Below are 25409 nucleotides of genomic sequence, written 5' to 3' on the forward strand. Positions count from 1 at the left end.
TTTTTAGTCTATGTTTCCAATTTCACACATTAGAATCAATGAAAATCTTCCATTTTCCATCAGGTTCTTTTTTCCATACAAGTATATACTTACCATTATAGCTTCCCTCGCATTGGCCGATTTCATAAATCAAATTTGTATTTACGAATTCTAATTTTAGTGGGTGTAGTGTAAGCGTATAGCTTTCACCTTTCATATAAGCATATTCTCCTATCAGATTATCTTGACCTTTAACCAGCGGTTTATGATTGAAATAAAGGCTGTGAGCACTGTAAAGCTCATTGATAAGGTTTTTAGGATTATGGGTTTTACACAGTTTTATCCATAAATCTCTTCTCTTGGATATACTTTCTTGTTCATCGGTTGTGCCTTCTTCACTTTTTGATGTAAATTCGAATTCCCTAACTTTTTTACCATCATATAATTTCCAGATCAAAAGCTGAATGAATGCTTCTTTATTTTCAGTCTCGTATTTAATCAGTTCATAGTTGATGCTTTTTTCTTTATTGGCTTCAACGTGAAACAAAGATGAAATTGAGGTTATTTTATTTGGTTGTAAGACGTAATATTCAGCAATTTCATTATGACTCGTTAAGAGGCTATCAGCTGAGATAATTTTTATAGACTCAGTTCGATAAAAGTCTTTAATTGAGCTCGTGTCTTTGTTATTTATGGCATCAACCCAGCCCCTTAAATCTTCTGAGATTATATTGGTCTCAACTTGTACTGTATTTGTTTCTAAACCTTCTTTTTTATTTGATTGCTGCTGGCAACCAGCAGATATTAAACAGACTAGAGAAAGTATTATCCTTTTCATTAGACATATGGAATTTGCCAAGGTTTGTAAATCATATAATCGAATTTGCATAATGTTCGTGTCAGTTAACTCATCTAATAATAAGCATTAACTGCAAATTTCTTTTGAAAATCTTTATTATCTCTGTGGCATGTGCTATATCGTTTGGTGGTAGTATTTACTATAGCTTTAATTAATCTAAAATCAAATATAAAGGAAAAACTCCTTGTATATTTAACATAAATCTAATTATATGTATTTTTGTAAAACACATTTTTTCCCTTATTCAAGGGGACAAAATGGTTTCACTTCAGCTAGTGAAGTCCCAAAATTTACAATACTACCAACTATGTGAAAGTAATGATAAGTAAGCCGTATTTTCTTAAAGACCAAATTAGTATCGTCACTAAAAGAAATATATATTTTACATAAAAAATCTCTTTTAATAGTGTATCGCCAGAGTTGTATCAAATGCTAGAGATAAAGCAAGACAAGAAAATTTCTAAGTATGTCGCAAATTATTAATGGGATTCTGTGCAGCAACCCGCATAGTATGGAGACACATGGTAATCATCGCAATAGATAAACTTATGAATGCAACAAGGCAATAAAGAAAGAAATTGAAAGGTACTTTTACAACAAATTGTTCTGTAATAATACTAAAAAAGAAAGTGGCTAAAGGCAGAGCAATTAATATAGCAATAAGTACCAATTTGAGCAGATTTTTAGATAATGTCCATATAAGTTCTGAGGTAGAAGCACAAAGTACTTTTCTAATGGCGATTTCTTTCGTTCTTTTGGAAGAAACCAACACAATGAGTCCAAATAAACCAAGGACTGATACTATGCTGACCAAGGTAGAGGCAAATGAAGCGATCATGCCTATTTGCGCAATATCAATGTAAGAGTTATTCATTTCATCTTCTACAAAAACATACTCAAAAGGATAGTTGGGTGCCACTTTGTTCCAAGCAGTTTGTAGCGCAGCAATATTTTCTTGTATATCGCCTGTGAGCTTAAAAGCTAAGATATCGGGTGTATGCAGGGTATCCTTTGCTTGCAAAGGTCTTAGAACCAAGGGATTAATTTTTTGCTTTAAGTTTCTATAATGGAAATCTTTTGTTACCCCTACAATTTTCACATCTTCTTCACCTAGGTTGATGATGCTTCCAACAGGGTTCTCAAGTTGATACCTTTCTACAAATACTTGATTCACGATAACTGAGCTAATGTCTTCAAGGGTACTTGTTTCATTGAAGTTTCTACCATTTACCATTTCTATTTGGTATAGGTCAATGAAATTTTCGTCTATATAATTATAATGAAAGTATTGCCCTTCTTCCTCATTGTAATAGTAAGGCCAGAAATTCCAGTCATTGTGTGAAAGGGCAGTAGTACTGGCTGCCATAAATGAGATGCCGGGCTTTTTTTTTGTTAATTCAAAGAGGTTTTGAGAAAAAGATGCCTTTTTTTCTACTTCAACAGGGTTATCTACCAACACTATGTGTTCTTTATTAAATCCTGTTGATGCATTTTCAAAGGTGTACACTTGCTTGCTGATCAACGACGCTAATACCACAAAAAACAGTGATACTGTAAATTGAGCAGTAATCAAAATATTACTAAAGGTACTCTTTCCGCCCAGTTGAAAATTGTTCTTTAATAAATTTTGAGTATTAAACTTGGCAATGTTGAAAGCAGGATAAAACCCAGCAGTAATGCCTGAAAATAGTGCTACTATCACATAAATCAGGAGTGTATTTGTAAGGTATAAATTGGCAAATAAGATATTTATACCCGTAAATTCATTAAACATAGATACCAATTGATAAATGATTGGTAAACTAATAAATGCGGCGACAATTGCAGTTAAAACTGACTCGATAAGAAATTGGAATCTGAGCTGCGAAGTAAATGCACCATTCACTTTTCTGACACCTACCTCTTTGGTTCGTTTAAAGGCATTTCCTATGGTGAGTGTAGCAAAATTCACACAAGATATCAACAATATTATAAAAGCAAGTGACAGAAATACATATAATGGCGTTTTAACAAAACCTCCATCTGGCAAACCTTCCGCCCAAGACGATACTTTTACCGATTGCATCAGTGTAGAAAACTGGGTATCCTCTTCATAATTATTGAACTCATTGGCTAATAAGGCAGTAACATTTGCTTGTACTTGTGATATGTCTGCATCCGCTCTTAGTTTGATAAAGTTTTCAAAAGGGCGAAAACTGTCATCACCTTTGAAAGTAAAAATTTTATTGGTATATACATTAGGGATGATGATATCGAGTTCAAACTTAGAATTGTATGCTTTTGAATCTAGCACACCACAAACTCTATATGTTTGTTCAAATGCATCTATTTTTATATTGATTTCCTGATTGAGCGGGCTTCTCTCTCCAAAATATTTTTGAGCTAGATCTTTACTTAATACTACCGAATTAAAATCATTATGAAAGTCACTTTTGCCCTCTTTAAAAGGAAAACTGAAGAAATTGAAAAATTCAGGGTCAACTAACTGTATTTTTTCATGAAAGCTATTATCGTCTCTTACTACAATACCATTTGTCCAACCATACTGAGCCACTGTTTCTAGTGATGGCAAACTACTTTCGCATTGAGTTGCAAAAGACTCCGACATGAGTGGTGTATAAATAGGGTCTTTGCCTGGACTGTCAATGCCTGCTACAATCCTATATATTTGGTCACTGTCTTTGTGAAAAAAGTCTTTGGTTGTTTTGGTTTGAAAGAGTAATAGTATAACAGTAAATATACTTATACCTACAGTAAGGCTGAATAAATTGATTATCGTATATAATCTATTTCTAAGAAGTAATCGCCAAGAAATTTTAAAGTAATTTTTCCACATGATATGTTTAAAGTCTTAACCTGAAAATCAAATACATTGGTAAGATGCTTTTTTTCCCTGAACGGTTACAGAATTTATGAAATCAATAATCTAAAGGTATATTAACTAATGAAGAACAACGTGGTAAAGGTTGCATCTGACCCACTGTTAAGTATGGAATTCCATACTTAGCAGTCTCAAGATTCAATATCCAACTTAAACAAAAAAGGCCTTAGTGAGAAACTAAGATCAGTATCTGATTGTAAACTTAGCTTCCTTAAACTCTAAAAATACTCTGTTTTCTAGGTATTTTATACTTAAACTTCATGAGCAATACTTAGCATTAATTACCTACTATTCATAGATATATTAATATTCTTCTTCATTAAAAATAAAGTCGTTTGGATTAAAAAACTCATAACCTCTAATGTTCAATAAGTTGAAATCTATTCCAATAGAAGAAATTATACCGCATGTTTTTTCTAAATTATCTTTCAGACTTAAAGCGTCTTTTTCGCCATTCAATGGTATACCATAATCTTCTATGATCTCATCTGAAGTATTTACAACATATTTTCTTTTTAGCATTCCATCTTTATAGTAAATCCATTCAAATTGATAAGGGCCACAATCGTCTATCCAGCAGTAGAAGACTTCATTAGTTTTACCTAGATCTATAAGAATTTCCTTAATGTTTCTAGTAAAATCTAAACCGTAATTATCATCAATAATATGTATCCAGTTTTTACTTTCTACAATAAAAAATCGCTCATATTTTAATTTATATTCATCTAAAGCATTTATAGAATTATATTCTTCAATTAATAAGAGTTTAAGTAATTGCTCATCCGTAAAGTTAAGTGCATTCTCTTTTCTAATAAAGAAACACATTGAAGGATTAGATAGAAAGGGATATCGAAAATTGAGCATAGTTTTAAGCTTAGAAGCACTTAAAACTAAATAAAAGATATGCAAATCAGGCCTTAGTCAGAAACTAAGACCAGTATCAAAGTTGATTATGCTTTATTCAATATTTCTTTTAACCATTCAGGAGTACTATTCTCATCCCGTGGAAATTCTTTAAAATCCAATCGATATAACTCATCATTTGGCTGATAATTGAAATCCGGTTTATTATCATAATCGTAACTTATATCGAAATCTCCACTAGAAAAAATAATTATCTTTATTGTATACCATGCTCCCTTATTGGGAGATAGTTTATACATTTCAGCCCTGAGCCTTTTTAATTTATCAATTAGATTTGTATTACCTCCGAGAAAGTCTATTACGGAATCTCCATTAAAATATACCGAACTAGTCTGGCTAGTTAGAGTGATAATTTCGGAAATTACCTCTATTTTATCCCAATTGGGGGTAGGTACAGATTTCACTAAATAGTAGCCTAATTCTGTTATAATATTATCTACACTATCTTTTTTCATTTGCATCAATTTTCATCTTATAAAGAAATAGTTTTACATTTCTTAAAACCAATTTTTCTGTGATAATAAATCTGTTCGATCGGTTTAATTAGTTCAAAAATTATCTAATAACAACTTCATCCCTTTAATAACTTTTCTCTAAATATTAAAGCTTGATCCGAACTGTAAAATGAAATGACTTCATTAACTGTATAAGCCCCTAATGATTCTGGAATTCCAAATTTCTGCTGATCGAGCATTTTTTGTAGTACCATAATAACCCATTGCTCTTCTTTCGAATTTAATTCGATTAAATGGTCATTGATATAGATACAACCAGGAATCGGAAGTTCATCATCTTCGGGGATATAATCATCGAAATCTCGAGAAGAGATAACTATCTCAACTTTTTGAGCATTTTCAAGACTTAAACCAATAGAAATTCCTCCTGCATTTGGATGCACCCAATAATCGGATTCTTTAATGTCGTTATAGGAGGTATTTAAAAGAAATACAGGATCAAATGAATTATTCATATCAGTTTCTTTTTAAGAACACATAGGTTTACAAATAATTCATAAAAAAGGCCTTAGTCAGAAACTAAGACCAGTATCAATATGCTTAAATTAAACCGGAACATTATATTACATAAGTTCGAAAGTGTTAATCATATTTATGAATTTTTCTTTATATAACTCATCAAATGCAATTGTTGAGGAGTAAGCAATTATGATATATAACTTATCATCTTTAGCTAATAAATATACAAGGTTTGTGATTCTAGAATATACATCTGTATAGTTACATTCAATCCATCTAGCTTTATTACCATTTAGCATCATTTCACCTTCATCTATTTTTTTGTAATCCTCAAACGTATTTTGAAAGCTATCTGTAATATATAAATTATAATATTCATCTAGAGATAAACCCTTTGCTTCACTAACTCTTACACCCCAATTTTCATTAAAAATATCTTTTTTATTTTCTTTTGGAGCTAATACTGTAATTGAATTTTCTTGGATGTCCAATTGCCAACGTTTATAGTAATTAAACTTAAATCTTCTCTCTTTATCAACATAAGTTTTTTCTTGCGCAAAGAGTTGAAATGAACAAATAGTTAGCAAAAAAATGCTTAGTGGAAGTCTATTAAATTTTGACATTGATAAAAAGCTGTTGTTGAAGATAACTTATTATTTTTCTGTTTTTTTACCATTATTTTACCCCGCAGTTTTTAAGTACGGCTTGCAAGCTTTGCATATCTAATTCCATGGCTTTTTTATCGTCCATGTCGTTTAATTTTTTGTTGAAAGGCTCAGAACGAACTGTACCATCGTAACCGATCTCCATTAGGGCTTTTAAGAAAGCAGTAATATCAATTACACCTGTTGCACCTGCTAACTCACGGGTACCGTCTAGTTGCGCATCACGCGAAAGATCAGAGCGAGCATCGTTTAAGTCTACCGTAATAATTTGAGATGGTTTTAAACTTAATAAATCGGCTACAGTATCTTCTCCACAATACCAGTGAAAAGTATCTAATTGAATTCCAACGTTTGGCTGTTTTGTGTTTTCAATCAAGGTTAAGCACTCAGCCAAAGTATGTATAAAAGGATATCTATCTCTAGCCATTAAGGTTTTTGGCCCAACATATTCTAAGCCGAGTTTTACATCATAGTCAGCAAGAATTTTGGCGCATTCGCCCAATCTGCTGGCATGCTGCTTCATATTTTCTGAATAAGATAAAGTAGGATGAGTTGGCATTATCCAAGTATTCATTTTACTAGCGCCTACTTTTTGCAAAGCTTCTGCTGCTTTGGCTAATTTGCTCAATCCGTCTTTAAATGTCTGTTCATCTTTTCTAAACTCTACTGGAATCCCACCAGAACCCCATGCAATTTTGTTAGATTTCATTTCCTTTTTAAAGGAAGCCACTTCATCATCAGACCAGTTTTGAATCTCGTTAGGGAAAGAAACAATGGCTTCGTAGCCATAATCGATTGCAGCCTGTAATGCGCCTTTTTGATCTAGACTTACTCCAATATTGCCTGGGCTTAGGCAAAGTTTAAATTTTCTTTTTAGAGATGTATCTTGAGTAAATCCGGTAAATGGAAGGTTTATGGTTGCTGCTGCTAAGGTGGTTGATTTGATAAAGTTTCTGCGATTCATTGTGATCTTATTAAGTTTAATATAGTTCGCAAGTATAGGAGATTTCAATCAATTTAGTGGTTGAATCTCTCAGCTTTCATCCAATTAGAACGTAATTATCATTTATAAAAAGACGATTATTCTTCTATTTCAACTCTTTCAATTTCGATTGCGCTTCTTTATTTCCATCTATCGAAACAGCTTTTTCGAAATAAGAAATGGCTTTATCTTGCTCACTTTGTTGCATATAAAAATTACCCAAAGCCACATAAGTTCTCGATTCGTCAGGATAATATTTAAGATTCATTTCTAAATATCCGAGTGCTTTCTGGGGAGCATTGTGTCCAGATAACATAAAAAATCCCACATCATTTAGAAACTGCCAATCGGGTTTCATCTCCCGTTTTAATCGCTTGCTCAGTTCAGCATAATGGATATAAAAAGGCTCTGTCAATTCTTCTGTAGTATATTGCGCAGGCGTATTAAACCTCCACATTTCCGGAAAAGGAAACCAAGAAAACAAATCTCTCAATCCATTATACATGGCAGGCACCACTACACTTCCGTGGCTTTCATTATTATAAAAATCCCATGAGAAATTGACTTGCTGCTTGTGCTGTGCCAATACATCGCGAAAGTTAAAATTGGCTCTAATTTGTTCAGTGTGTACAGTGGTATCTTTTCTTACAGCTAAAGTATCGAACTCATCGCTATTCGCTACTGCAATATATAAGTGCTCGTTTTGATGCTTCCCTTTCTTTAAAATCGCTTGTGATTCTTTTACCAAAATTTCTTTATCCCACCAAAGGCTTGGTTCTATCGCCAGATAATTATCAAACACTTCAGGATGGTGTAAATAAGCATAAGTAACAAATAAACCACCCGTTGAATGCCCGATAATTGTATTGATATTTTCTGTCGGATATTTACTTTCTATATAAGGCTGCAATTCGGTTTTTATAAACTCAAGAAACTCAGGTGCTCCACCAGATGTTTCTGAATGATGCCCACGATGAAAAGGCACATTCGTAGGCGTAAAATCTTTAATTCGAGTTTCGGAAGTATTAATCCCTACCAGAATCGATTCTGGCATATTCCACTCTGTTAGTAATTTGAGCAAACCTGTTGCGGTGTAAAAGTGAGCCGGAGCATCTAGCAAATAAATCACTGGATACTTATTCGCATTATCCATATTCTCTGGTAAGTGCACCCAAATTCCTCTTGGCTCATTTAAAACCTTTGAATGCAATGTATCTATGCTGCCAATAACAATTTCTTGCTGCTTGTTCGAAGCATATTGGGCTGTCGCATTAAAATAGCTAAGTAAAAATGGGATGATGATAAATGATCTGAGGGGGTAAATACAATTCATTTGTTTGTAAGTAGATTAAAATCTGATAGACACTATTTTGCCAAATTTTCAAAAAAGGCATCAGCAAACAAATTAATATATAATGCTGAATAAATCACAAAAAATGGATATTATCAGATTCCACCAAACAAAAAAACCGGAGCTGTAGAGCTCCGGTTTCATATATTATTTATCAAAATTCTATCAGTGATCAGCTTCACAGCTACAACCTACTCTCATGTAGCTCTCTGCTGATTCGTGCCAATTAAATGCTTGGTTATACTTATTGTTTTCCCAATAGAATTGCGTTCTTGTTTCTTCTTTATTACCAATTTCGTTCATGGTAGCAGAGTCGAACAAACGTCCATTTACCATCGTGTAAACCACAGAATTAGTATTCTGAATATCTTCTAGTGGGTTTTTATCTAGTACGATGATGTCTGCCAATTTTCCTTCTTTTAAAGAACCAACTTGCGCATCAATTCCGAGGTAATCTGCCCCATTAATCGTTGCTGCTTTTAAAGCTTCTAGGTTAGTCATTCCACCTTGTTGTAACATCCAAAGTTCCCAGTGAGCACCTAAACCATGTAACTGACCATGTGCGCCCAAGTTCACTTTTACACCATGATCTGCTAAAGCTTTACAAGTTTGAGAAACCAGAATGTGGCCATTCTCATATTCTTCTTCCGGAGCCATTGTTCTGTAACGAGACCTTGAGTCGATCATGCCTCTTGGGTAAAAGTTGAGTAACTTTTCATTCTCCCAAACATTTGTGTGTTGGTAGAAATAATACTCTCCGTTTAACCCACCATAGTTTACAATTAAAGTTGGGGTATAACCAGAATTACTCGCTCCCCAAAGCTCCAATACATCTTTGTAAACCGGAGCTACTGGAATATTATGCTCAATACCTGTGTGGCCATCCATTACCATACTGATGTTGTGGTAGAATGTAGAACCACCTTCAGGAACTACCAACATGTTTAATTCTCTGGCAGCTTGAATAATTTGCTGTCTTTGGTTTCTTCTTGGTTGGTTGTAACTCTTTACCGAGAAAGCACCAAAAGCTTTGGTCCTTCTTAAAGCTGAGCGCGCATCTTCTATGTTATTTACTTTGGCTTTAAAATCGCCATCAGCTCCATATAAGATGATACCTGTTGAGAACAATCTCGGGCCGTTCATATCACCAGATTTAATCAATTCTGAAAGGGCAAAAACAGTCTCAGTATTCGCTGAAGGATCGTGTGCAGTAGTAACACCATAAGCCAAATTCGCATATAAAGGCCAGTGTTTTTGTGGAGTAATACCATAACCAAAAGCACTTACGTGAGCATGTACATCTACCAAGCCCGGCATAATGGTTTTCCCTTCTGCATCATACACTTTTGCACCTTTAGGCACGGTTACCGATGAGTCCTCTCCTATCGCTTCAATCTTATTGCCATTAATTACGATGGTTCCATTCTCAATTACTTGGTCACCTTCCATTGTAATAATAGTAGCACCAGTAAAAGCGATAATACCTTCTGGTTTATAAGTATCTACTGTTAATGCAACTTTTACACCCACTGTATCGATCGGTGGAATGCTATCTGGTGAACCTTCTAAGAAGGTAAATCTCTCATTAATATCGTTGGTGAAATATTCATCACCCAAAGTCCAGTGAATTTTTTTGCTATCTGCTGACCAGTGCAAGTTAATACCTGCATCACGCGTAATGACTGCTACTGGAACAGATTTACTATTTGGATCGATGTTTAATGTTTGACCTGAAAGCGGCAATGGCGCTAAATAAGCTTTATGCAAATTGATAAAAGCTACCCATTTATTATCTGGACTTGGAATCAACCTGTTTGCATACTTAGACTCTACGTGAGTTTGCTCATCATCACCTTGTAAGTTTACACTTTTAAGATGTTTTGTAAGATTACCAAAAAAGTAGCCACCTGTCTGGAAGAAGATTCTGTCTCCTTTTACATTAAACTGTGGATACTCGCCACCTTGCTTAATTCTTTTAGCCTCTCCTCCATTGATAGAAATAGTATAAATACCGGGTTTTTTATCGAATGTGCCACCTAAAATGCCATTACCAGATTCTTTTACAAACACCACTGTTTTAGCATCTGGCGATAAAGCTGGCGAACGGTAAACTCCTTTTTCAGTAGTGATTGTTACTGGTTGACTTTTTCTTTCTTTAAGCGCGAGTTTCTTTACTGCTCCTAATTCTTCATCATCCCAAGTAACATAAACCAATGTAGCTCCATCAGCAGAAAATGCTGGCTCAAACTCAAATTCTTTTGCTGTGGTAATTCTTTCGGGAGTTCCGTTTGGCAATTGCTTTTTATATAAATGACCTAAAGCGTTAAACACCAACATTTTCCCATCAGGTGAAGTGACTGCATTTCTAATGTCTTTTACCTCAAACTGATCTGGGTTTATATCTCTTTTAAACTTTAATGCTTCAGCGATTTTGATGGTGTTTTCTACTTCGAAAGGAACATCGCTCACAGCCAAAGAACTAACATCGATCTTTTTAATCTTGCCTTCTGCCCAGAAATAAATAAATTTATCATCTGGTGACCAATCGAAGTTTGAATAGGTACCGAAAATAGCCCAAGCTTCTTGCTGATCTTTATTCAATTTATCGTAAATAGGCCATTCCTCACCCGTACTTAAATCATGTAGATAAAGCACAGTTTTGGTGCGAACACGCTTTACAAAAGCTAAATATTTGCCATTGTTAGAGATGGTTGGTCTGCAAGCACCACCCGGGCCACCAGTGATTGTTAAGGTCTCGCCGTCTTCCATTCCATAGCGCTTCACCTGATAAATCTGGCTGTTAGGATCTTTATTATATTGGAAATAACCACCCGGATAAACATCCTCACAGTAATATAAATACTTGCCATCAGGAGAAACATAAGGCTCGTTTACATCTTGCTGATCGTTTCTTCTTTTGGTTAATTGCATACCGCTACCACCAGTGATGTGATACATCCACATTTCACCAGCACCCAGACTACGACCAGAAGTAAAGTGTTTTCTGGCGATTAAATAATTACCATCGGGAGTCCAAACAGCATTGTTGAGTAATCTAAAATCTTCTTTAGTTACTTGGTGGGCTTCAGAACCATCGATATTCATTACCCAGATGTTGTCTCCCCCACCAGCATCACTGGTAAAAGATATTTTGCTTCCATCAGGGCTAAATCTTGGTTGCACTTCAAAAGGCAAACCTGATCTTAAAGCGGTTGCTTTGCCGCCACTGGTAGACATAATATATATGTCGCCTAACATATCGAAAGCAATCTTGCTTCCATCTGGACTTACGTCGAGGTTCATCCAAGTACCTTCGGTGGTAGATAAGTTTAGTTCTTTAAAATTCCATTCTCCGGTAGGCTCAGCTACATCCCAGTCTTTTTTATCCTGAGCTGTTACCAAACCGGCAGTGCATAGCATAAGAAAGAAATATATATATTTCATAAGTAAGTGATTGTTTTTAAAGCCCGCAAGTTAATATATAGCAGATTAGGAAAGAAGAAAGAATTGACTAGGATTAGGGAATTAATACCCATGATACAAATATAAAGCACCGTAAGACCAGTTAGGTCCTTCTAATCCGGGATAGTTGAATCTGTCCATCATTAAAGCCACATATCTGAAAGGAAAACCTTCTGGCAATTCCACCACATTTGGCCAAACTCTGGTGCCAGATTCGGCATCCCAAGGCGGTAAATCCATGTCCAAAATTCCTGCTTCTTTCAGGTCTGGATAAGTGTAAATATGAATTTTGCGGTCGCTACTGCCAGAAAATGCATATCGCTTCCCACCTACTTTTTGGATGGATGTACCAGTAGAATTATAGTTTACTGGCCCTGCAATGAGTTTATAACCTTTATTCCAAGTGTCTGATTCTAGCATCACAGCTTTATAACCTTCGTGATTTTCGCAGGTCAGAATTCTCCACTTATTAACCTCTGAATCAAACAAAATGTGCGGGTCTTCAATATCTCCTACAATGCCAAAAGGTGTGGCATTCATTACCGAAAAACCAAAACGCGGATCTTTTTTGCTTTCAACTGCTAGCAATTGCTTTTCTTCTTCTGGGTTGGCAAAAGCACTAAAGCCTGTAGTTAATCCTCTCCAAATACCTGCTTTTCTATCGTAAAAAATATGCGATGCAATTTCATTTCGAAGCAAACCATCATTTCTGTCAAAGAGAATTACACCTTCGAGTTTGAGGTTAAATGTGGTGGGATCTAGACTAAAAACTCCTTCAATATGATGTGGCAATGCTCGCCCTCGAATCGACATGGTGTACCAAATTTTATCGTCTTCCAAAAAAGGCGCACCATCTTCGTAAGTAATGGCTCTTATATCTGCCAAGCCCATACCTGTGCTGAGCGCCGAACTTACTTTGTTTATAATTACCTCTCCACTATTGATTCCCAGATACAAACTCGACTGAAAGCTATTGATATATTGCTTTTTGCGTAGATCAATTGATTGGCTAAAATCACTCTGCCCGATAGGTATTGGTAAAGCATCATTCTGAAGATAAAGTACCATACCGCTACCCAACATTTGCAAAATCAGCTTGCCAGAAAGTTTACCGTTCAAGTTAGTTGTACCTTTAGTAGCGATAGATTCATTCACTATTTCTTTAGCATCTTTCATGATTCGCTGCTTCACATCAACCAAATCATTATTATTAAACTTGATGCTAATAAAGAATTGCGTGGATTTTTCGGCATTGGCAAACTCAAAACCCATTTCTCCTTCTCCTTTGCACTCAGCCAGATCAATTGTGTAAGTCGCAAAAGGATTGAAGCCCGCAAACCAAATCGAGCTTTGTGTTGCCGTTTCTGACTTAATTGAAAGTTGGTGATTTAGAACTTGTATATCGGCATGCGTTTCCAGATAATGCTTTGTGGGAAACATGGCAGACATTCCGATAATCTCTTTCGGGTTTAACTCTGCCAGTGGAATGTTTTGCGCTTCATCAAAAATAAATCGACGTACACCTTGCCTCACAAATTTGATGTTTTCAGGAGTGGTTTGGCTTTGAGCAATTAATATTGAATTGAAGACACATAAGAATAGTAATAGCAAAATGAATTGCTGTTTGTATTTCATTTTCATGTTAAATAATTAGTAAAGTAGCTAAGATTAAAAAGTTAGTTTGATTTTCTATTTGTTAATTCAAAATGCATTTTAGCAAGTAATTCGGGCAGTTTTAATTGTTTATCCATTCAATATCGTGATCAACTTCTCCTTCTTCAATTTCACCAACTTTAAACCCTAAAACTTCTGTAGCTATTTGCTTAAATTCAGCTTTCCATTTATTCCATTCATCTAAGTTCATATTTGCTGAAAGTTGAAGTCCAGATGGTTCAAGAGAAGCTAAAATCGATTTCTCATAATTATTATAACTAAACCAATATGGAATACCTTCTTCTCCATTACCATTTCCCCCGAAACCAATCCAACCCGTCATTTTTTCATAAACCAATGGTACTTTATCCCAAATCTCTTTAGGTAAATCATATCTAATATTCAAATTACATTGATGATATTCCATTTTGTTATATAACAGACACTCACATTATATATAGTGTATTTTTCAACACATCACAGTTCTTCAATTTCTGGCAAAATATTGATTCCGCTTCTCCTCATCAATTCGCTGGCATTAAAATCTTTACAAATGCCATCGGTAATTTTATAGTTAAAGAGCATCTCACCATCTTTTATTTCGCTATTGAAACTATAATTGGCGACCATCATGTGTTTGCCTGCAAGTTTGGCCAACTCTAAATCGTGAGTAGAAATAATACCAAATGCGTTTAACTCACTCAACTGTTTTATCAGCGAAACACCGCCTTTATATCTATCTTTAGAGTTTGTTCCTTTAAACATTTCGTCGAGTAAAAAGAAAATCGGTTTGCCACTGGTAATCAATTCGAGCAATTGCTCTATCCTTTTTAATTCGGCATAAAAAGAAGAGACACCTTCTTCCAGATTGTCTTGCGTACGCATACTGGTAAAAAGTTGTAACAAAGAAACGCTTGCAGTTGTAGCGCAGCAAGGTGCGCCTGTAAAAGCCAACACCATATTAATACCCAATGTGCGTAAAAAGGTGCTTTTACCGGCCATGTTTGAGCCAGTGATCATGGCGATTTCTCCTCGCTTATCCAGATGGAAAGTATTAGTAACTCGCTTGTCTTTATTAAGCAATGGATGCCCTAATTCTTCAAAATGAATTTGGTATGGCTCTGCCGCAATTTCTGGAAAAGCATACTCTGGATTAGAATAATGAAAACCCGCCAAGCTATTTAATGCCTCAAACTCGCTTACAGCATCTGCCCATTTTTTTAGGTAAGCACTGTTTTTTACCTTCCATTTTTCTGCTTGAATGATTAAGTAAATATCGATGAGCCAGAAAATATTGATTAGTCCATAAAAAGCATTTTTACCCATCGATTCTTTACTCACACCTCTATGCTGGAAGAACTCTAAAATATTAACCAACTTCCCAATCTCATCTGCTGCTGAATATTTATCTTGCCTAAATACTGACTTTAGTTTTTGTAGTAAGCCTGAATTGAATTGTTCATTTTCGATTTTAACAATCAGTTCTTTATAACCTCCTAAAGTTTTTAAATGCTTATCGTTATCCTTGGCAATTTCATCAGCATTCTTTCTAACCCTATTAATAATCATCTGATTAATAGCCACAAAAACACCCAGAATAAGCATGGCAATGATGGCAGGTTTAGAGTAGCCAAAGCTGATAAACTGAGCTAAAAAATACACTAAAGCTATTGAAGAGCAAATGGCTAACACACCTTCTATCAACAAGTATTTAGTTTGACTTTCTAATAAATGTACCGGCTTGCTAATCCAGTTTAACAGGTGGTTTACATCCGATTTAGCATTTTTAAAATGCATACCCGTTGCCTCAAAATCTTGTCGCCAGTCTAACCTTGGAGCGAGTTCTTTTACAGCTTCTTGCCTTTCTTCAATGATTGATTTAGAAGCCGGAGCCAATAACCATTCTGCAAGAAGTAAACTCCCCGATTCGGTGGTGGTTCTGTTGAGTAATTGAAAAAGTGAATGCGTACCAAAGGTATCTATATCGGCAATGTAAGGATGCGCTCTTTTGATAAAATCTTTACCAGATTCAAATTCTGCTAGCTTGTTTTCAAGTCGCTGTATCTCCTGCTCATTTATCTCTTTGAGAAACTTCGTATGCTTATACTTATAATCTGTGCGGTTATATCGCTTTACCAGATAAACAAAACCTGCAACGCAAACAATTGCTGTCAGTATTAAACCAAGCAAGATGCGTTCATTTGCCAGAAACACAATTAATGCAAATGCTGCAATAAAAAATATTACCCTCCACAAAGATAGATTACTTAACACCTTTGCCAGCAACTCACTTTCTTCTACGTACTTCTTTATATTACTATGGTATATATCCATCTGCCTTTCTACTTATAAATTTTGCTGAAAATGTGGTTCAAGTCTAAAAAAAGCAAGCTAATGAGCTATTATTTAGCCATGAATTACATCTTTACAATCCAAATATAAGCGTCTTTTAAGACAGAAAAATAGAATATTTAGCCTCTCAACCTTTTAATTTCAGATTCTAGGGTTTTAATGTATTCTTGTTGTGCAGAAAATAAATCTTCCATTTCTTCTGCTGAGTATCTTGGCTTAATATGTTGTGGGCAATTCCAATTAAATGCTTTTACATGAAACAGCATCACTCGCTTAGCACTGTATCGGTAATTACTTAGCTGAAGTTTCTCTGTAATTTCTGGTTTCTCATCCAAAGCTAAAATCTCAGTTTCGGCATAAATTTTCAATCGCGTTTTTGAAGGGTAATCCATCAAAAAAAGTGATACTTTATTATTATGTTGGATGTTACCTGTAGATATGTATTGCTTGTTACCGCTAAAATCTAAAAAGCCTAAAGTTTGGGAATTTAATACCTTTAAAAATCCTTTGGGTCCACCTCTATGTTGGATGTAAGGAAAGCCATTTTCGCCATAGGTTGCCAGATAAAAGCTATCTCTATTTTGGATATGCCTTGCTTCTCGTACAGATAAACCATCATCATTGGTAAACTGCTCCATTCTCTCATAGCTTTTCCGACTCCCATTTTGTTCCTGCAATTTCTTTACAGCATCTGTAAATGCCAATTTTGCATAATTCATTTGAGTAGAAATTTGTGTAAAAAAGCCGGAAGAATAGCTGCTTGCACAACACATCTTCCGGTAAAATGGATAGTGTTATAGTTCGAGAATCTGTCTGATCATTTGATTGGTAAAACCCCATTCGTTGTCGTACCATGTTAAAACTTTCAGTAAATCTCCATCAACTACTTTGGTCATAGATAAATCGGCTACAGAAGCATAAGGACTTTTAATAATATCAGAAGAAACTATTGGATCGTTCGTCACCGTGAAAACTTTTTGATAGCGATCAGTCTTAGCTTCTTGCGTTAATATTTCGTTGACTTCTTGTGCAGATGTTGGGCGATCTGTCACGATGGTTATGTCAGAGATAGAACCTACAGCAACTGGAACCCTAATTGCCAAACCATCGAACTTGCCAGCGTATTCTGGTAAAGCTTTGGTGGTCGCTACAGCAGCACCAGTCGTAGTTGGAATTAAGTTGTTTAATCCTGATCTACCCATTCGCATATCTCTTCCGGGTAAATCGACAGTTTTGTTAGAAGCAGTATTCGCATGGATGGTGGTCATAATCGCTTTTTTAATGCCCACTCGTCTACCTAAAATTTCAATCACTGGACTGATATTATTGGTGGTACAGCTAGCGCAAGAGAAAATACTCACCTTTCCATCATCAGTATTTACACCATGCACTACTGTTGGTAGATTGGCACTTTTAGTAGGCCCAGAAAGCACTACTGTTTTTGCTCCCGCTTTAATGTGTTTAGACGCATTTTCTTCTGAAGTAAAAATCCCAGTACTTTCGATAACCACATCGACTTTTAGTGCAGACCAAGGAAGTTTTTCAGGATCTTTTTCATTCAGAAACATAATTTTCTGATCGCCTATAATCAAGCCTTCTTCTTTTACCTCAATCTCTTTATCGTAATTGCCGTGTACACTGTCGTACCTAAGCAAATATGCGATACTGTCAATTGGTGCAATATCATTTACTGCCACTAATTCGAGTTCTGGAGTATCTAAAATTATTTTAAGGGAAGTTCTTCCTATTCTTCCCATTCCATTAATTGCAATTCTTTTCATTGTATTTATATGTTTTAGGTGATTCTATTTCAATAAGTTAGCTAAAGCTTTTCTTTAGTCTGCAAATTCGTCTTGAAAGGAAATACTTCGTTAATTTTTCAGCCCGTAGCTTTTGCTACGAACTTCTAAATTGCCTTGTCTTTCCTTCCATTACTTTATTTTCAACTCAAAACAAAAACTGTAGTTAACTTAGGCATAAACTGCCTGCTGGTAAATTGATTAATTATCAAAATGCTTGTACTTTTTCTTTATTCTTGAAATAAATACATACAGACAAGTCTGTTCTTTTTTATTTAAATTTTTTTAGCTTTAACCTAATAATTTTCTACAGGTTTCTTTAGCTGTTTTAATTGGCCATCCGTCTTGTTGGATTTGCGTCATAATGATTGCCCCTTCCATTAAAACCATAATTTCATCACCTAATTTTTCGGCTTCTTCGATTGTATGCTCCCCACCACTTTTAATCAGGTTTTGAATCCAGTTGCGACGTTCGTCTTTTTGATTTCTTACTTTATCTCTAATTTTTATATGATCTTTCGGTAGATCGGTAATAATATTCTGAAAAACACAGCCTCTAAAATTGACCGAACTGAGCCAGTCGTATAAATAGTCAAATCCAGCCAAAGCCTTTTCTTTATAGTTAGGTTTATCCGCTACATATTCAGCCATTTTTACAAAACCAATTTGGTGTCTTCTCTCCAAATAAGCAACCGCAATATCTTCTTTCGACCTAAAGTGTTGGTACATACTCGCCTTAGCCACTCCAGCTTCTTCAATTATTTTATTAATCCCTGTTTGGTTATACCCATCATAATAAAATAATCTAGAGGCAGTATCAATAATTCTTTCCTTCACTCCTGGCTTTTTCATATAACAAATGTATGCGGAATTATTTTCAAAAACAAACAGACTTGTCTGTTTTATGTATTAACTGAATTTATGCTTCAATAAAAATTTGAAATACCCTTATCAAACTCAATGGTATCCTGTCCTGCATAAGGGTATAAGCTAAGTTTTAGCCATTTCCCATTAAATTCTGAAGATTGACTACAAGAAGTTATAAATAAAGTAAATAGTGTAAGTAGTTTGAAAATGCTGTTCATAATTGGTTGAGTCTTTTCTTTGTTAGTATCCTTTATCAGTGTAATTATTACCAGTACTTGATTTAAAAAAATTGAAGAAATAAAATCATCTATCACTTTCGAAGAAATAATTCAATATTTTTAGTCCTTAAATAACTAAACCCTAAGCACTATACTATTAATGATCAGTCTCTCTTATGCTCCAATTAAAGAATTTTTTGAATTGGGTTATTGGCAATACATCAAGTTTTTCGAAAAAAAATTAAGTAACCACCACTATGAATATTTTTTTACAGAATACTTTTCCTTACCAAAATCTTTCTATAATGATAAGAAGGTATTAGATATTGGCTGTGGTCCTAGAGGCTCACTCGAATGGGCTAATATGACAAAAGAAAGGATTGGACTTGACCCTCTTGTAGACAAATACATCAAGATGGGAGCAGATAAACACCAAATGAAGTATGAAAAGGCTTATGTGGAAAAAATGCCGTTTTCTGATAATTATTTTGATGTTGTAAGCTCATTTAACTCTATAGATCATGTTGAAAACCTAGCTAAATCTTGTAGCGAAATTAGTAGAATTCTTAAACCCGGAGGTATATTCCTGCTCATTGTAGATATTCATAGCTATCCAACTTTTACAGAACCTCAAATGCTTGAGTGGTCATTTATAAAAGATTACTTTGCTAAGTTTGAAATACTAGAAGAAAAACATTTAGAAGTTGTACATAAAAACCGTATTTATGAAAACCTCCGAACCAATAAAGTTATGAAAAAGCAAAAGTCTAATGGGGTACTTACGGCAATGATTAAAAAACCAGTGCTGCCTTAAATATTACCAATAGATTAAAAATACTTCCTCCGAGAACTTTTATTTTTAATTACTCAAATATTGTATTAAGTTGAGCTAATTATTGAAAATGATAAATTAACTCGAACCTATTTAAACTATCTCTGACATGAGCTCTCGCCGTAATTTTTTGCAAAAAATTAGTTTTTCTGCTTTAGCAATACCTTCTTTCTACACGTTTAATACGGGAGATAAAGAAGCCAATGCCCAACCTTTTGATACACAGCCTTATGATAGACCTGTGCTTCGGGTGGCGCTTATGGGTTTGGGTAGTTATGCAAACCGAGTTGCTGAAGCAATGAAAGATTGCAAAATGGCGAAAGTAGCAGGTCTAGTAAGTGGCACACCTTCCAAAATTCCGGTTTGGCAAAAGAAGTATGATATTCCAGACAAGAACTGCTATAACTACGAAAACTTCGATTCGATAAAAGATAATCCTGATATTGATGCAGTTTACATCATCACACCTAATTCTTTACACCGCGAAGGAGTAATTAGAACAGCCAAGGCTGGCAAACATGCCATTTGTGAAAAACCGATGGCAGTAAATGCCAAAGAAGGGCAAGAAATGGTGGATGCTTGTAAGGCTGCTAATGTACAATTGCTAGTTGGTTACAGAATGCATTTCGAGCCTAAGACATTGGAAATTATCAAAATGAGAAAGGCAGGTGAGTTTGGAGAAATTAAGTTTTTTCAAGGATTATCTGGTTTTATAATTGGTAACCCAAACCAATGGAGGCTAGACCCAGAGCTTGCTGGTGGTGGTTCTATGATGGATATTGGAGTCTACTCTATCAATGGAGCTCGTTACATGGTGGGAGAAGAGCCTATTTGGGTTACAGCCCAAGAAACTAAAACCGATCCGGTAAAATTTAAAGAAGGAGTTGATGAAACCATCCAGTTTCAAATGGGATTCCCAAGCGGAGCTGTGGCTTCTTGCTTGTCTACTTATGCGATGAATAACCTAGACAGTTTCTTTCTAAATGGTGTAAATGGTTTTGCAGAGCTACAACCTGCTTCTGGTTATGGCCCAATAAAAGGTCGTACCCACAAAGGCGAGTTAACTCATCCACATAAAACACATCAAACCATCCAAATGGATGAGATGGCAGCAATTATTCTCAATGGTAAAAAACCAGTTGTTCCAGTTGATGGAGAAGAAGGCGTAAAAGATTTAAAAATTATTGATGCGATTTACAGCGCTGTTAAATCTGGAAAGAAGATGGAATTAAGCCTATAATTCCATCTTTAAGATTTTAATTTTCATCGTTTTCTTCTTCGCGATCTTCAGGCTCAGGATGCTTTTCTGGTTTAGACTCTGTCTGCTCAGGTTGTTTCTCTTCGGGCTTTGTAAACTGAATTGAAGGGTCTAAAGTGCGCACGTGAATATCTCTTTGCGGGAATGGAATATTGATATTATTCGCTCTAAATAAATTATCAATTTCAGTTATAATTTCACTTTTGGCAAGTAGAAGTGTATCGATGCTCGTCCAGCAAAGAATTCTAAAATTCAATGAGTTATCACCAAAATCGTGAAAAAGCGCCAATGGAGCTGGGTTGCTGCGAATATGCGAACAAGAATTTATAGCCTGATTCAATAGCTTTTTCACTTTTTCGGTTGGTGAGCCGTAAGCCACACCTACAAAAATTTCTATTCGTCTATAATTATCTGAGTGTGTCCAGTTAACTACCTGCTTAGAGATCAACTCTCCATTAGGCACAATCACTTCGGAACCATCAAAAGTTCTAATCTTGCTTGCTCGAATTCCTATATCTTGCACTTCACCTGTAAACTGATCTAGCTGCACAATGTCTCCAATTTGTATGGGTCTTTCCAAGGCCAGAATAAATCCGGATACAAGGTTGTTGATGATGTTTTGCAAACCAAAACCAATACCTACTCCCAAAGCACCTGCCACAATGGTTATATTTTCTATTGGCAAACCGGAAAATAAAATGGCAAATAGAAAACCTATTATAATAATACTGTAGCGTATCATAATAGTGATGGTACCTATACTTCGCTTTGTTCCCTCATTACCTCTACCGTAATCTTCTTTAAAGTAAATCTCTAAAATGTTAGAAATTTTTACTGAGGTGTAAATGGTCAAAATGAAGAGGATAATGCCTTTAATAGTATAGCTGATAGAGCCTAGGGAATGCTGATGTGTTAAAAAGCCTAATACTCTTGACATTACTGTATCGTAGTAGCCCGATATTCTTAATACCACAATTATCCAAAAGAAAAAGGCAATGAGCCGCACATACTTGGTTATGGTGTCTTTGATAGTTTCATAATAAAGCTTCACCGAATTAAACTTATTTACCCTTTCGGTGAGCATAATCAGTTTGATAACATCGATAATGGCAAAGGTGGAAATATGGAAAACTACAGCCAGTACAATTACTGCTGCCACTTTGGAGAGCAAAAACTCCGAAAAGGCAAAATAGCCAAAAATATTTGCCAGAATAGAAGCGAGTAAAAGCGCTATAGCTCCTTTAAACAATTGCTTAAAGAATACGACATTCGCACCATCATAAATCTTTCTCAACCTGTTTACTACAATTAATAGTAGCAATGCCAGCACCAACATGGTTATCCGCTGAAACAGGGTGTTGTCATACACAAAGTGCTGTATGTGGATGATAAAATAAATGATTGAGAAATACACTGATTCTCTAAACAGATTCTTAATATTTGAGCTGTAAAGAAAAACCAAGATTGGTATCAACAGAAAAATGAGCGTGGTATCGAAAAAGTCGGAAGGTGCCCCATCGTGAATCCAAGGTGAAATGGTAATCGATAAAAGTAAGCTAGAAGTATAGGGTCTTTGCAGTGGATGCAACACATTTTTAATCTCCTCTTCCTTACCTATATACTTCTCCCAAAGATGTTCTTTCTTCTTAAAATAAAGGGCAATTAATAAGATAATGGCGTAAACAAAAATATGTGCATAAATGCGCTCAGGATTATCCTTCAGGTATTTATAGATATCAAAAACACTATTTTTAAAAGATATCCATGCTCTTTGAGGAATGTTATCTTTTACTTCTGACTGCCAAATGGGTACCGATTGTTTGCGTATCTTGGTTCGGGTAACCTTTTTTATGTTTTGTATGTTTTCCTGCTCTACTCCTTGCAAGTCATTCAGCAAAGTAAGTTCTTTCTGCATCTTGCCAAGTATCTTCCCAAAGCCATTACTTTGCGTTTCAATTTTGCTTTTGATCTGGGAGTAGTCGTTAAATAACCTTGAGTTATTCGAAAGTTCTACCGAATCGCTTTTGATCTCATTTAGCTTTTCAAATAACTTAATTAGTCGATCTCTATAATCTGTTACTTCTGAAGTAAAACCTCTTACTTTAGATTGTAAAGAAGCAATTTTTTCAAGGTTCTCATTTTTAACTTTTTCTAAATCCCGAAGATCATCAAGTCTTTTATACTCTAAAGAACTCTCTGAAATGACTTCAATTAGTGAATCATAATATTCAATTTGATTCTGAAAACTTAAAGATGTTTCTTCCAGTTTTTTATCACTTGGAATATCACTTTCTAATTCTTGTAAGCTTCTTTTTAGAATTTCAATCTTTAAAAAAGCATCAGAAAAAATAGAATCTACTTCAGCTTGTGCGGTATCTTCTGAACTTGAATTACTCTCTGATAATGAATCGGTTTGAGCAAAACACTGAACCACCGAAAACAGCAAAATACTCAAAAAAATGATCTTCATATCTCTCTCTATCAACATTTGCGGTAAATATATTGAAGATCGTCGCGTAAAAAAAGTTTTTAAAATCACTCATATATTAAATAAATAAGCCAGCAGATTACAGAAGTAATTGTAACCCACTGGCTTTTAATGTTAAGGCAAATATTAATTAAATTGAAAAATCCAGTTTTGCCTGAGATAGGCTGGCACAAAACCAATTCTCATCATATTTCTGTAACTGGGTACTGGTTTTTCGAGCTTATCTTCTCCGGTTTCTGCAATAAAATAAGTGCAACCCAAACCTAAAGCATATGAAATTCTCTTTTTAAGCAAGATGTTTTGAGCCCCCATACCTCTGTATTCTGGCAAAGTACCTGCAAATGCCATAGAAGCAAAGTTACCCATAATATGCATGGCTCCCGCTGCAATTGCAACATCATTATGCATCACCAAATAATGATGGTAACCTTGTTGCCCTACCGATGCTGCTAACCATTCCATCAATCGGGTATCTGTCCAGTCGAAGCTTTCGAAAATGATTTTACCATACAGCATCGCCTTTTCTTTACCGATTTTAATAAGCTTTAAGTCTGGATTATTTTGAAGCAAAACCTTGTGAGCCGGTCTTACTAACTTCACCCAATTGTTATGCAATTGCAGTCCATTTTGAGCAAGCAATTCTGTAAGGTTTTCTTGTTGTGCATACGGACTCACTTGTACAAAAAATCGCTTAGAGCCAGATTTATAATAAAAGTCTATGATCTTTTGAATATCGTTCTGCTCTATTTTTCTATCCATGCCTAAGCCTAAGACTCTGTTCATGGCTAATACGTCTACCTCTGGCAAGGCGCCGGTAAAAGCACCGGCGATCACATTACTAAAAGACCTTAATCCGTTTAGATGGCTGCTATATAACTTGCTCCAATAGGTCGTTTCGCTATATTCTAAGGCATATGCCAGATGATCTTGAATTCTATTTTTATAAATATTCATCGTCTGCATTTAAGCTTTCACCATTTCTTTATTTTCATCTTTCGGCTTGTGCTTCGAGTCATCGGAACTGATGTCTTTAAAGAGTAACATATCAGCGATTCTAGCAGATGCACCATTGTAAAAACCAGTTTCACTTTCGAAAGCTTTTGGGTTGTAGAAAGTACCAAACAGTATATCGAAAATGGGCAATCCAGAGTAATTTCCTTTATGCAATCCTTTTTGGTGGTGTACCGCATGGCTTTCTGGTCTTTGAATGAAGTAACCCATCCAATGAGGCGTTTTGATATTGGCGTGCTGGAATATCCCGAGGAAATTAGTTACCAGTAAAACAATGGTGATTGCCTGCGGATTTATGCCTACAAGTAGAGCAAAACACACACTGCCTAACAAAGTCCATCCGATCATATCTGCCGGACTAAAGAAGAATGCACCATAAGTATCTAGTCTTTCTGCACTGTGGTGCATTTGGTGAACTGTTCTCCATAAAAAGTCTGAACGGTGCATAATTCGATGCCATACGTATTCGCCGAAAGCGTATAATAAAATGCCTACTATAGCTCCGCCATAATCACCCAAGCCTGTTAAATCGAATAATATGAATTTTTCTAAGTAAGGGTCTACCATTAAAGGCAGATACGAAGACAGAAAGAAGTAAATGGCAAATGCTGCTATTCCTTTTAGTTTCCAGTTTTTTACATAAGGTAATTTTCTTGCTGGAAAAAGTGCTTCCCAAATCATTAATCCCATATACATAGCGATTACTATTAGGGATATTGGATCTAATAAAATTTCAATTGGTGTTGGCATAATTATAAGATTTTAAAGTGTTATTGCTAATCACTTTTTAATGCGTAAGTTTTTGCCTTACAATGTAAGTTTGGGGAAAACCACATTGTAAGGCGCACTTACAC

Annotated in this window: 20 protein-coding genes; 2 read left to right on the forward strand and 18 right to left on the reverse strand. The window is 35.3% G+C overall.

The annotated features are described in order from the left end of the window. Nucleotides 1-22: 22 nt before the first annotated feature. The 15 genes from OQ292_RS36010 to OQ292_RS36080 all read right to left on the reverse strand — a co-directional run bounded on the left by OQ292_RS36010 (nt 23) and on the right by OQ292_RS36080 (nt 18733). Nucleotides 23-817 (reverse strand): Cif family virulence factor, encoded by a 795-nt coding sequence (locus tag OQ292_RS36010; protein ID WP_284689112.1) that lies wholly within the window; start codon nt 815-817, stop codon nt 23-25. 481 nt (nt 818-1298) lie between these two features. Beyond that, nucleotides 1299-3674, reverse strand: coding sequence for an ABC transporter permease (locus OQ292_RS36015; RefSeq protein ID WP_284689113.1), 2376 nt, complete (start codon nt 3672-3674; stop codon nt 1299-1301). A 348-nt stretch (nt 3675-4022) separates the two neighbouring features. Further along, nucleotides 4023-4583, reverse strand: coding sequence for a hypothetical protein (locus OQ292_RS36020; protein ID WP_284689114.1), 561 nt, complete (start codon nt 4581-4583; stop codon nt 4023-4025). Nucleotides 4584-4669: 86 nt separating this feature from the next. Continuing rightward, nucleotides 4670-5098: an immunity protein YezG family protein gene (locus OQ292_RS36025; protein ID WP_284689115.1), complete on the reverse strand. Its 429-nt coding sequence runs from the start codon at nt 5096-5098 to the stop codon at nt 4670-4672. A 116-nt stretch (nt 5099-5214) separates the two neighbouring features. After that, nucleotides 5215-5613, reverse strand: coding sequence for a hypothetical protein (locus OQ292_RS36030; RefSeq protein WP_284689116.1), 399 nt, complete (start codon nt 5611-5613; stop codon nt 5215-5217). A gap of 108 nt (nt 5614-5721) precedes the next feature. After that, entirely contained in the window at nt 5722-6240 is a 519-nt protein-coding gene (locus tag OQ292_RS36035; protein ID WP_284689117.1) for a hypothetical protein, read from the reverse strand. A 52-nt stretch (nt 6241-6292) separates the two neighbouring features. Continuing rightward, complete coding sequence (locus OQ292_RS36040) at nt 6293-7246, reverse strand: sugar phosphate isomerase/epimerase family protein (protein WP_284689118.1); 954 nt, start codon at nt 7244-7246, stop codon at nt 6293-6295. Between the two features lie 124 nt (nt 7247-7370). Continuing rightward, nucleotides 7371-8597 carry an alpha/beta hydrolase-fold protein gene (locus OQ292_RS36045; protein ID WP_284689119.1) on the reverse strand — a complete coding sequence of 409 codons (1227 nt, stop codon included), beginning with the start codon at nt 8595-8597 and terminating at the stop codon, nt 7371-7373. 183 nt (nt 8598-8780) lie between these two features. Continuing rightward, nucleotides 8781-12059 carry an amidohydrolase family protein gene (locus tag OQ292_RS36050; protein WP_284689120.1) on the reverse strand — a complete coding sequence of 1093 codons (3279 nt, stop codon included), beginning with the start codon at nt 12057-12059 and terminating at the stop codon, nt 8781-8783. Between the two features lie 81 nt (nt 12060-12140). Continuing rightward, complete coding sequence (locus OQ292_RS36055; protein ID WP_284689121.1) at nt 12141-13718, reverse strand: glycoside hydrolase family protein; 1578 nt, start codon at nt 13716-13718, stop codon at nt 12141-12143. Between the two features lie 94 nt (nt 13719-13812). Further along, nucleotides 13813-14157, reverse strand: a complete 345-nt coding sequence (locus tag OQ292_RS36060; RefSeq protein WP_284689122.1) for a hypothetical protein — start codon at nt 14155-14157, stop codon at nt 13813-13815. A 50-nt stretch (nt 14158-14207) separates the two neighbouring features. Beyond that, nucleotides 14208-16064 (reverse strand): MutS-related protein, encoded by a 1857-nt coding sequence (locus tag OQ292_RS36065; RefSeq protein WP_284689123.1) that lies wholly within the window; start codon nt 16062-16064, stop codon nt 14208-14210. A 137-nt stretch (nt 16065-16201) separates the two neighbouring features. Next, nucleotides 16202-16801 carry a pyridoxamine 5'-phosphate oxidase family protein gene (locus OQ292_RS36070; protein WP_284689124.1) on the reverse strand — a complete coding sequence of 200 codons (600 nt, stop codon included), beginning with the start codon at nt 16799-16801 and terminating at the stop codon, nt 16202-16204. Nucleotides 16802-16876: 75 nt separating this feature from the next. Beyond that, nucleotides 16877-17863, reverse strand: a complete 987-nt coding sequence (locus tag OQ292_RS36075) for a type I glyceraldehyde-3-phosphate dehydrogenase (RefSeq protein WP_284689125.1) — start codon at nt 17861-17863, stop codon at nt 16877-16879. 309 nt (nt 17864-18172) lie between these two features. Then, on the reverse strand, nt 18173-18733 hold the full coding sequence (locus tag OQ292_RS36080; protein WP_284689126.1) for a TetR/AcrR family transcriptional regulator: 561 nt from the start codon (nt 18731-18733) through the stop codon (nt 18173-18175). A gap of 393 nt (nt 18734-19126) precedes the next feature. Between OQ292_RS36080 and OQ292_RS36085 the strand changes: the two genes are divergently transcribed. Together OQ292_RS36085 and OQ292_RS36090 are read left to right on the forward strand one after the other, a co-directional pair. Next, entirely contained in the window at nt 19127-19780 is a 654-nt protein-coding gene (locus tag OQ292_RS36085) for a class I SAM-dependent methyltransferase (protein WP_284689127.1), read from the forward strand. A gap of 127 nt (nt 19781-19907) precedes the next feature. Further along, a complete protein-coding gene (locus tag OQ292_RS36090; protein WP_284689128.1) occupies nt 19908-21038 on the forward strand; it encodes a Gfo/Idh/MocA family protein in 1131 nt (376 codons plus the stop codon). Between the two features lie 16 nt (nt 21039-21054). Here OQ292_RS36090 and OQ292_RS36095 read toward each other — a convergent pair whose 3' ends face one another. The 3 genes from OQ292_RS36095 to OQ292_RS36105 all read right to left on the reverse strand — a co-directional run bounded on the left by OQ292_RS36095 (nt 21055) and on the right by OQ292_RS36105 (nt 25305). Next, the gene (locus tag OQ292_RS36095; protein ID WP_284689129.1) at nt 21055-23526 is read right to left on the reverse strand and encodes a mechanosensitive ion channel domain-containing protein; all 2472 of its coding nucleotides are present in this window, start codon (nt 23524-23526) and stop codon (nt 21055-21057) included. A 144-nt stretch (nt 23527-23670) separates the two neighbouring features. Then, complete coding sequence (locus OQ292_RS36100) at nt 23671-24498, reverse strand: GNAT family N-acetyltransferase (protein WP_284689130.1); 828 nt, start codon at nt 24496-24498, stop codon at nt 23671-23673. Between the two features lie 9 nt (nt 24499-24507). Beyond that, nucleotides 24508-25305, reverse strand: coding sequence for a sterol desaturase family protein (locus tag OQ292_RS36105; protein ID WP_284689131.1), 798 nt, complete (start codon nt 25303-25305; stop codon nt 24508-24510). Nucleotides 25306-25409 lie beyond the last annotated feature (104 nt).

The sequence above is a fragment of the Chondrinema litorale genome, from assembly GCF_026250525.1.
Classification (GTDB): Bacteria; Bacteroidota; Bacteroidia; order Cytophagales; family Flammeovirgaceae; genus Chondrinema; species Chondrinema litorale.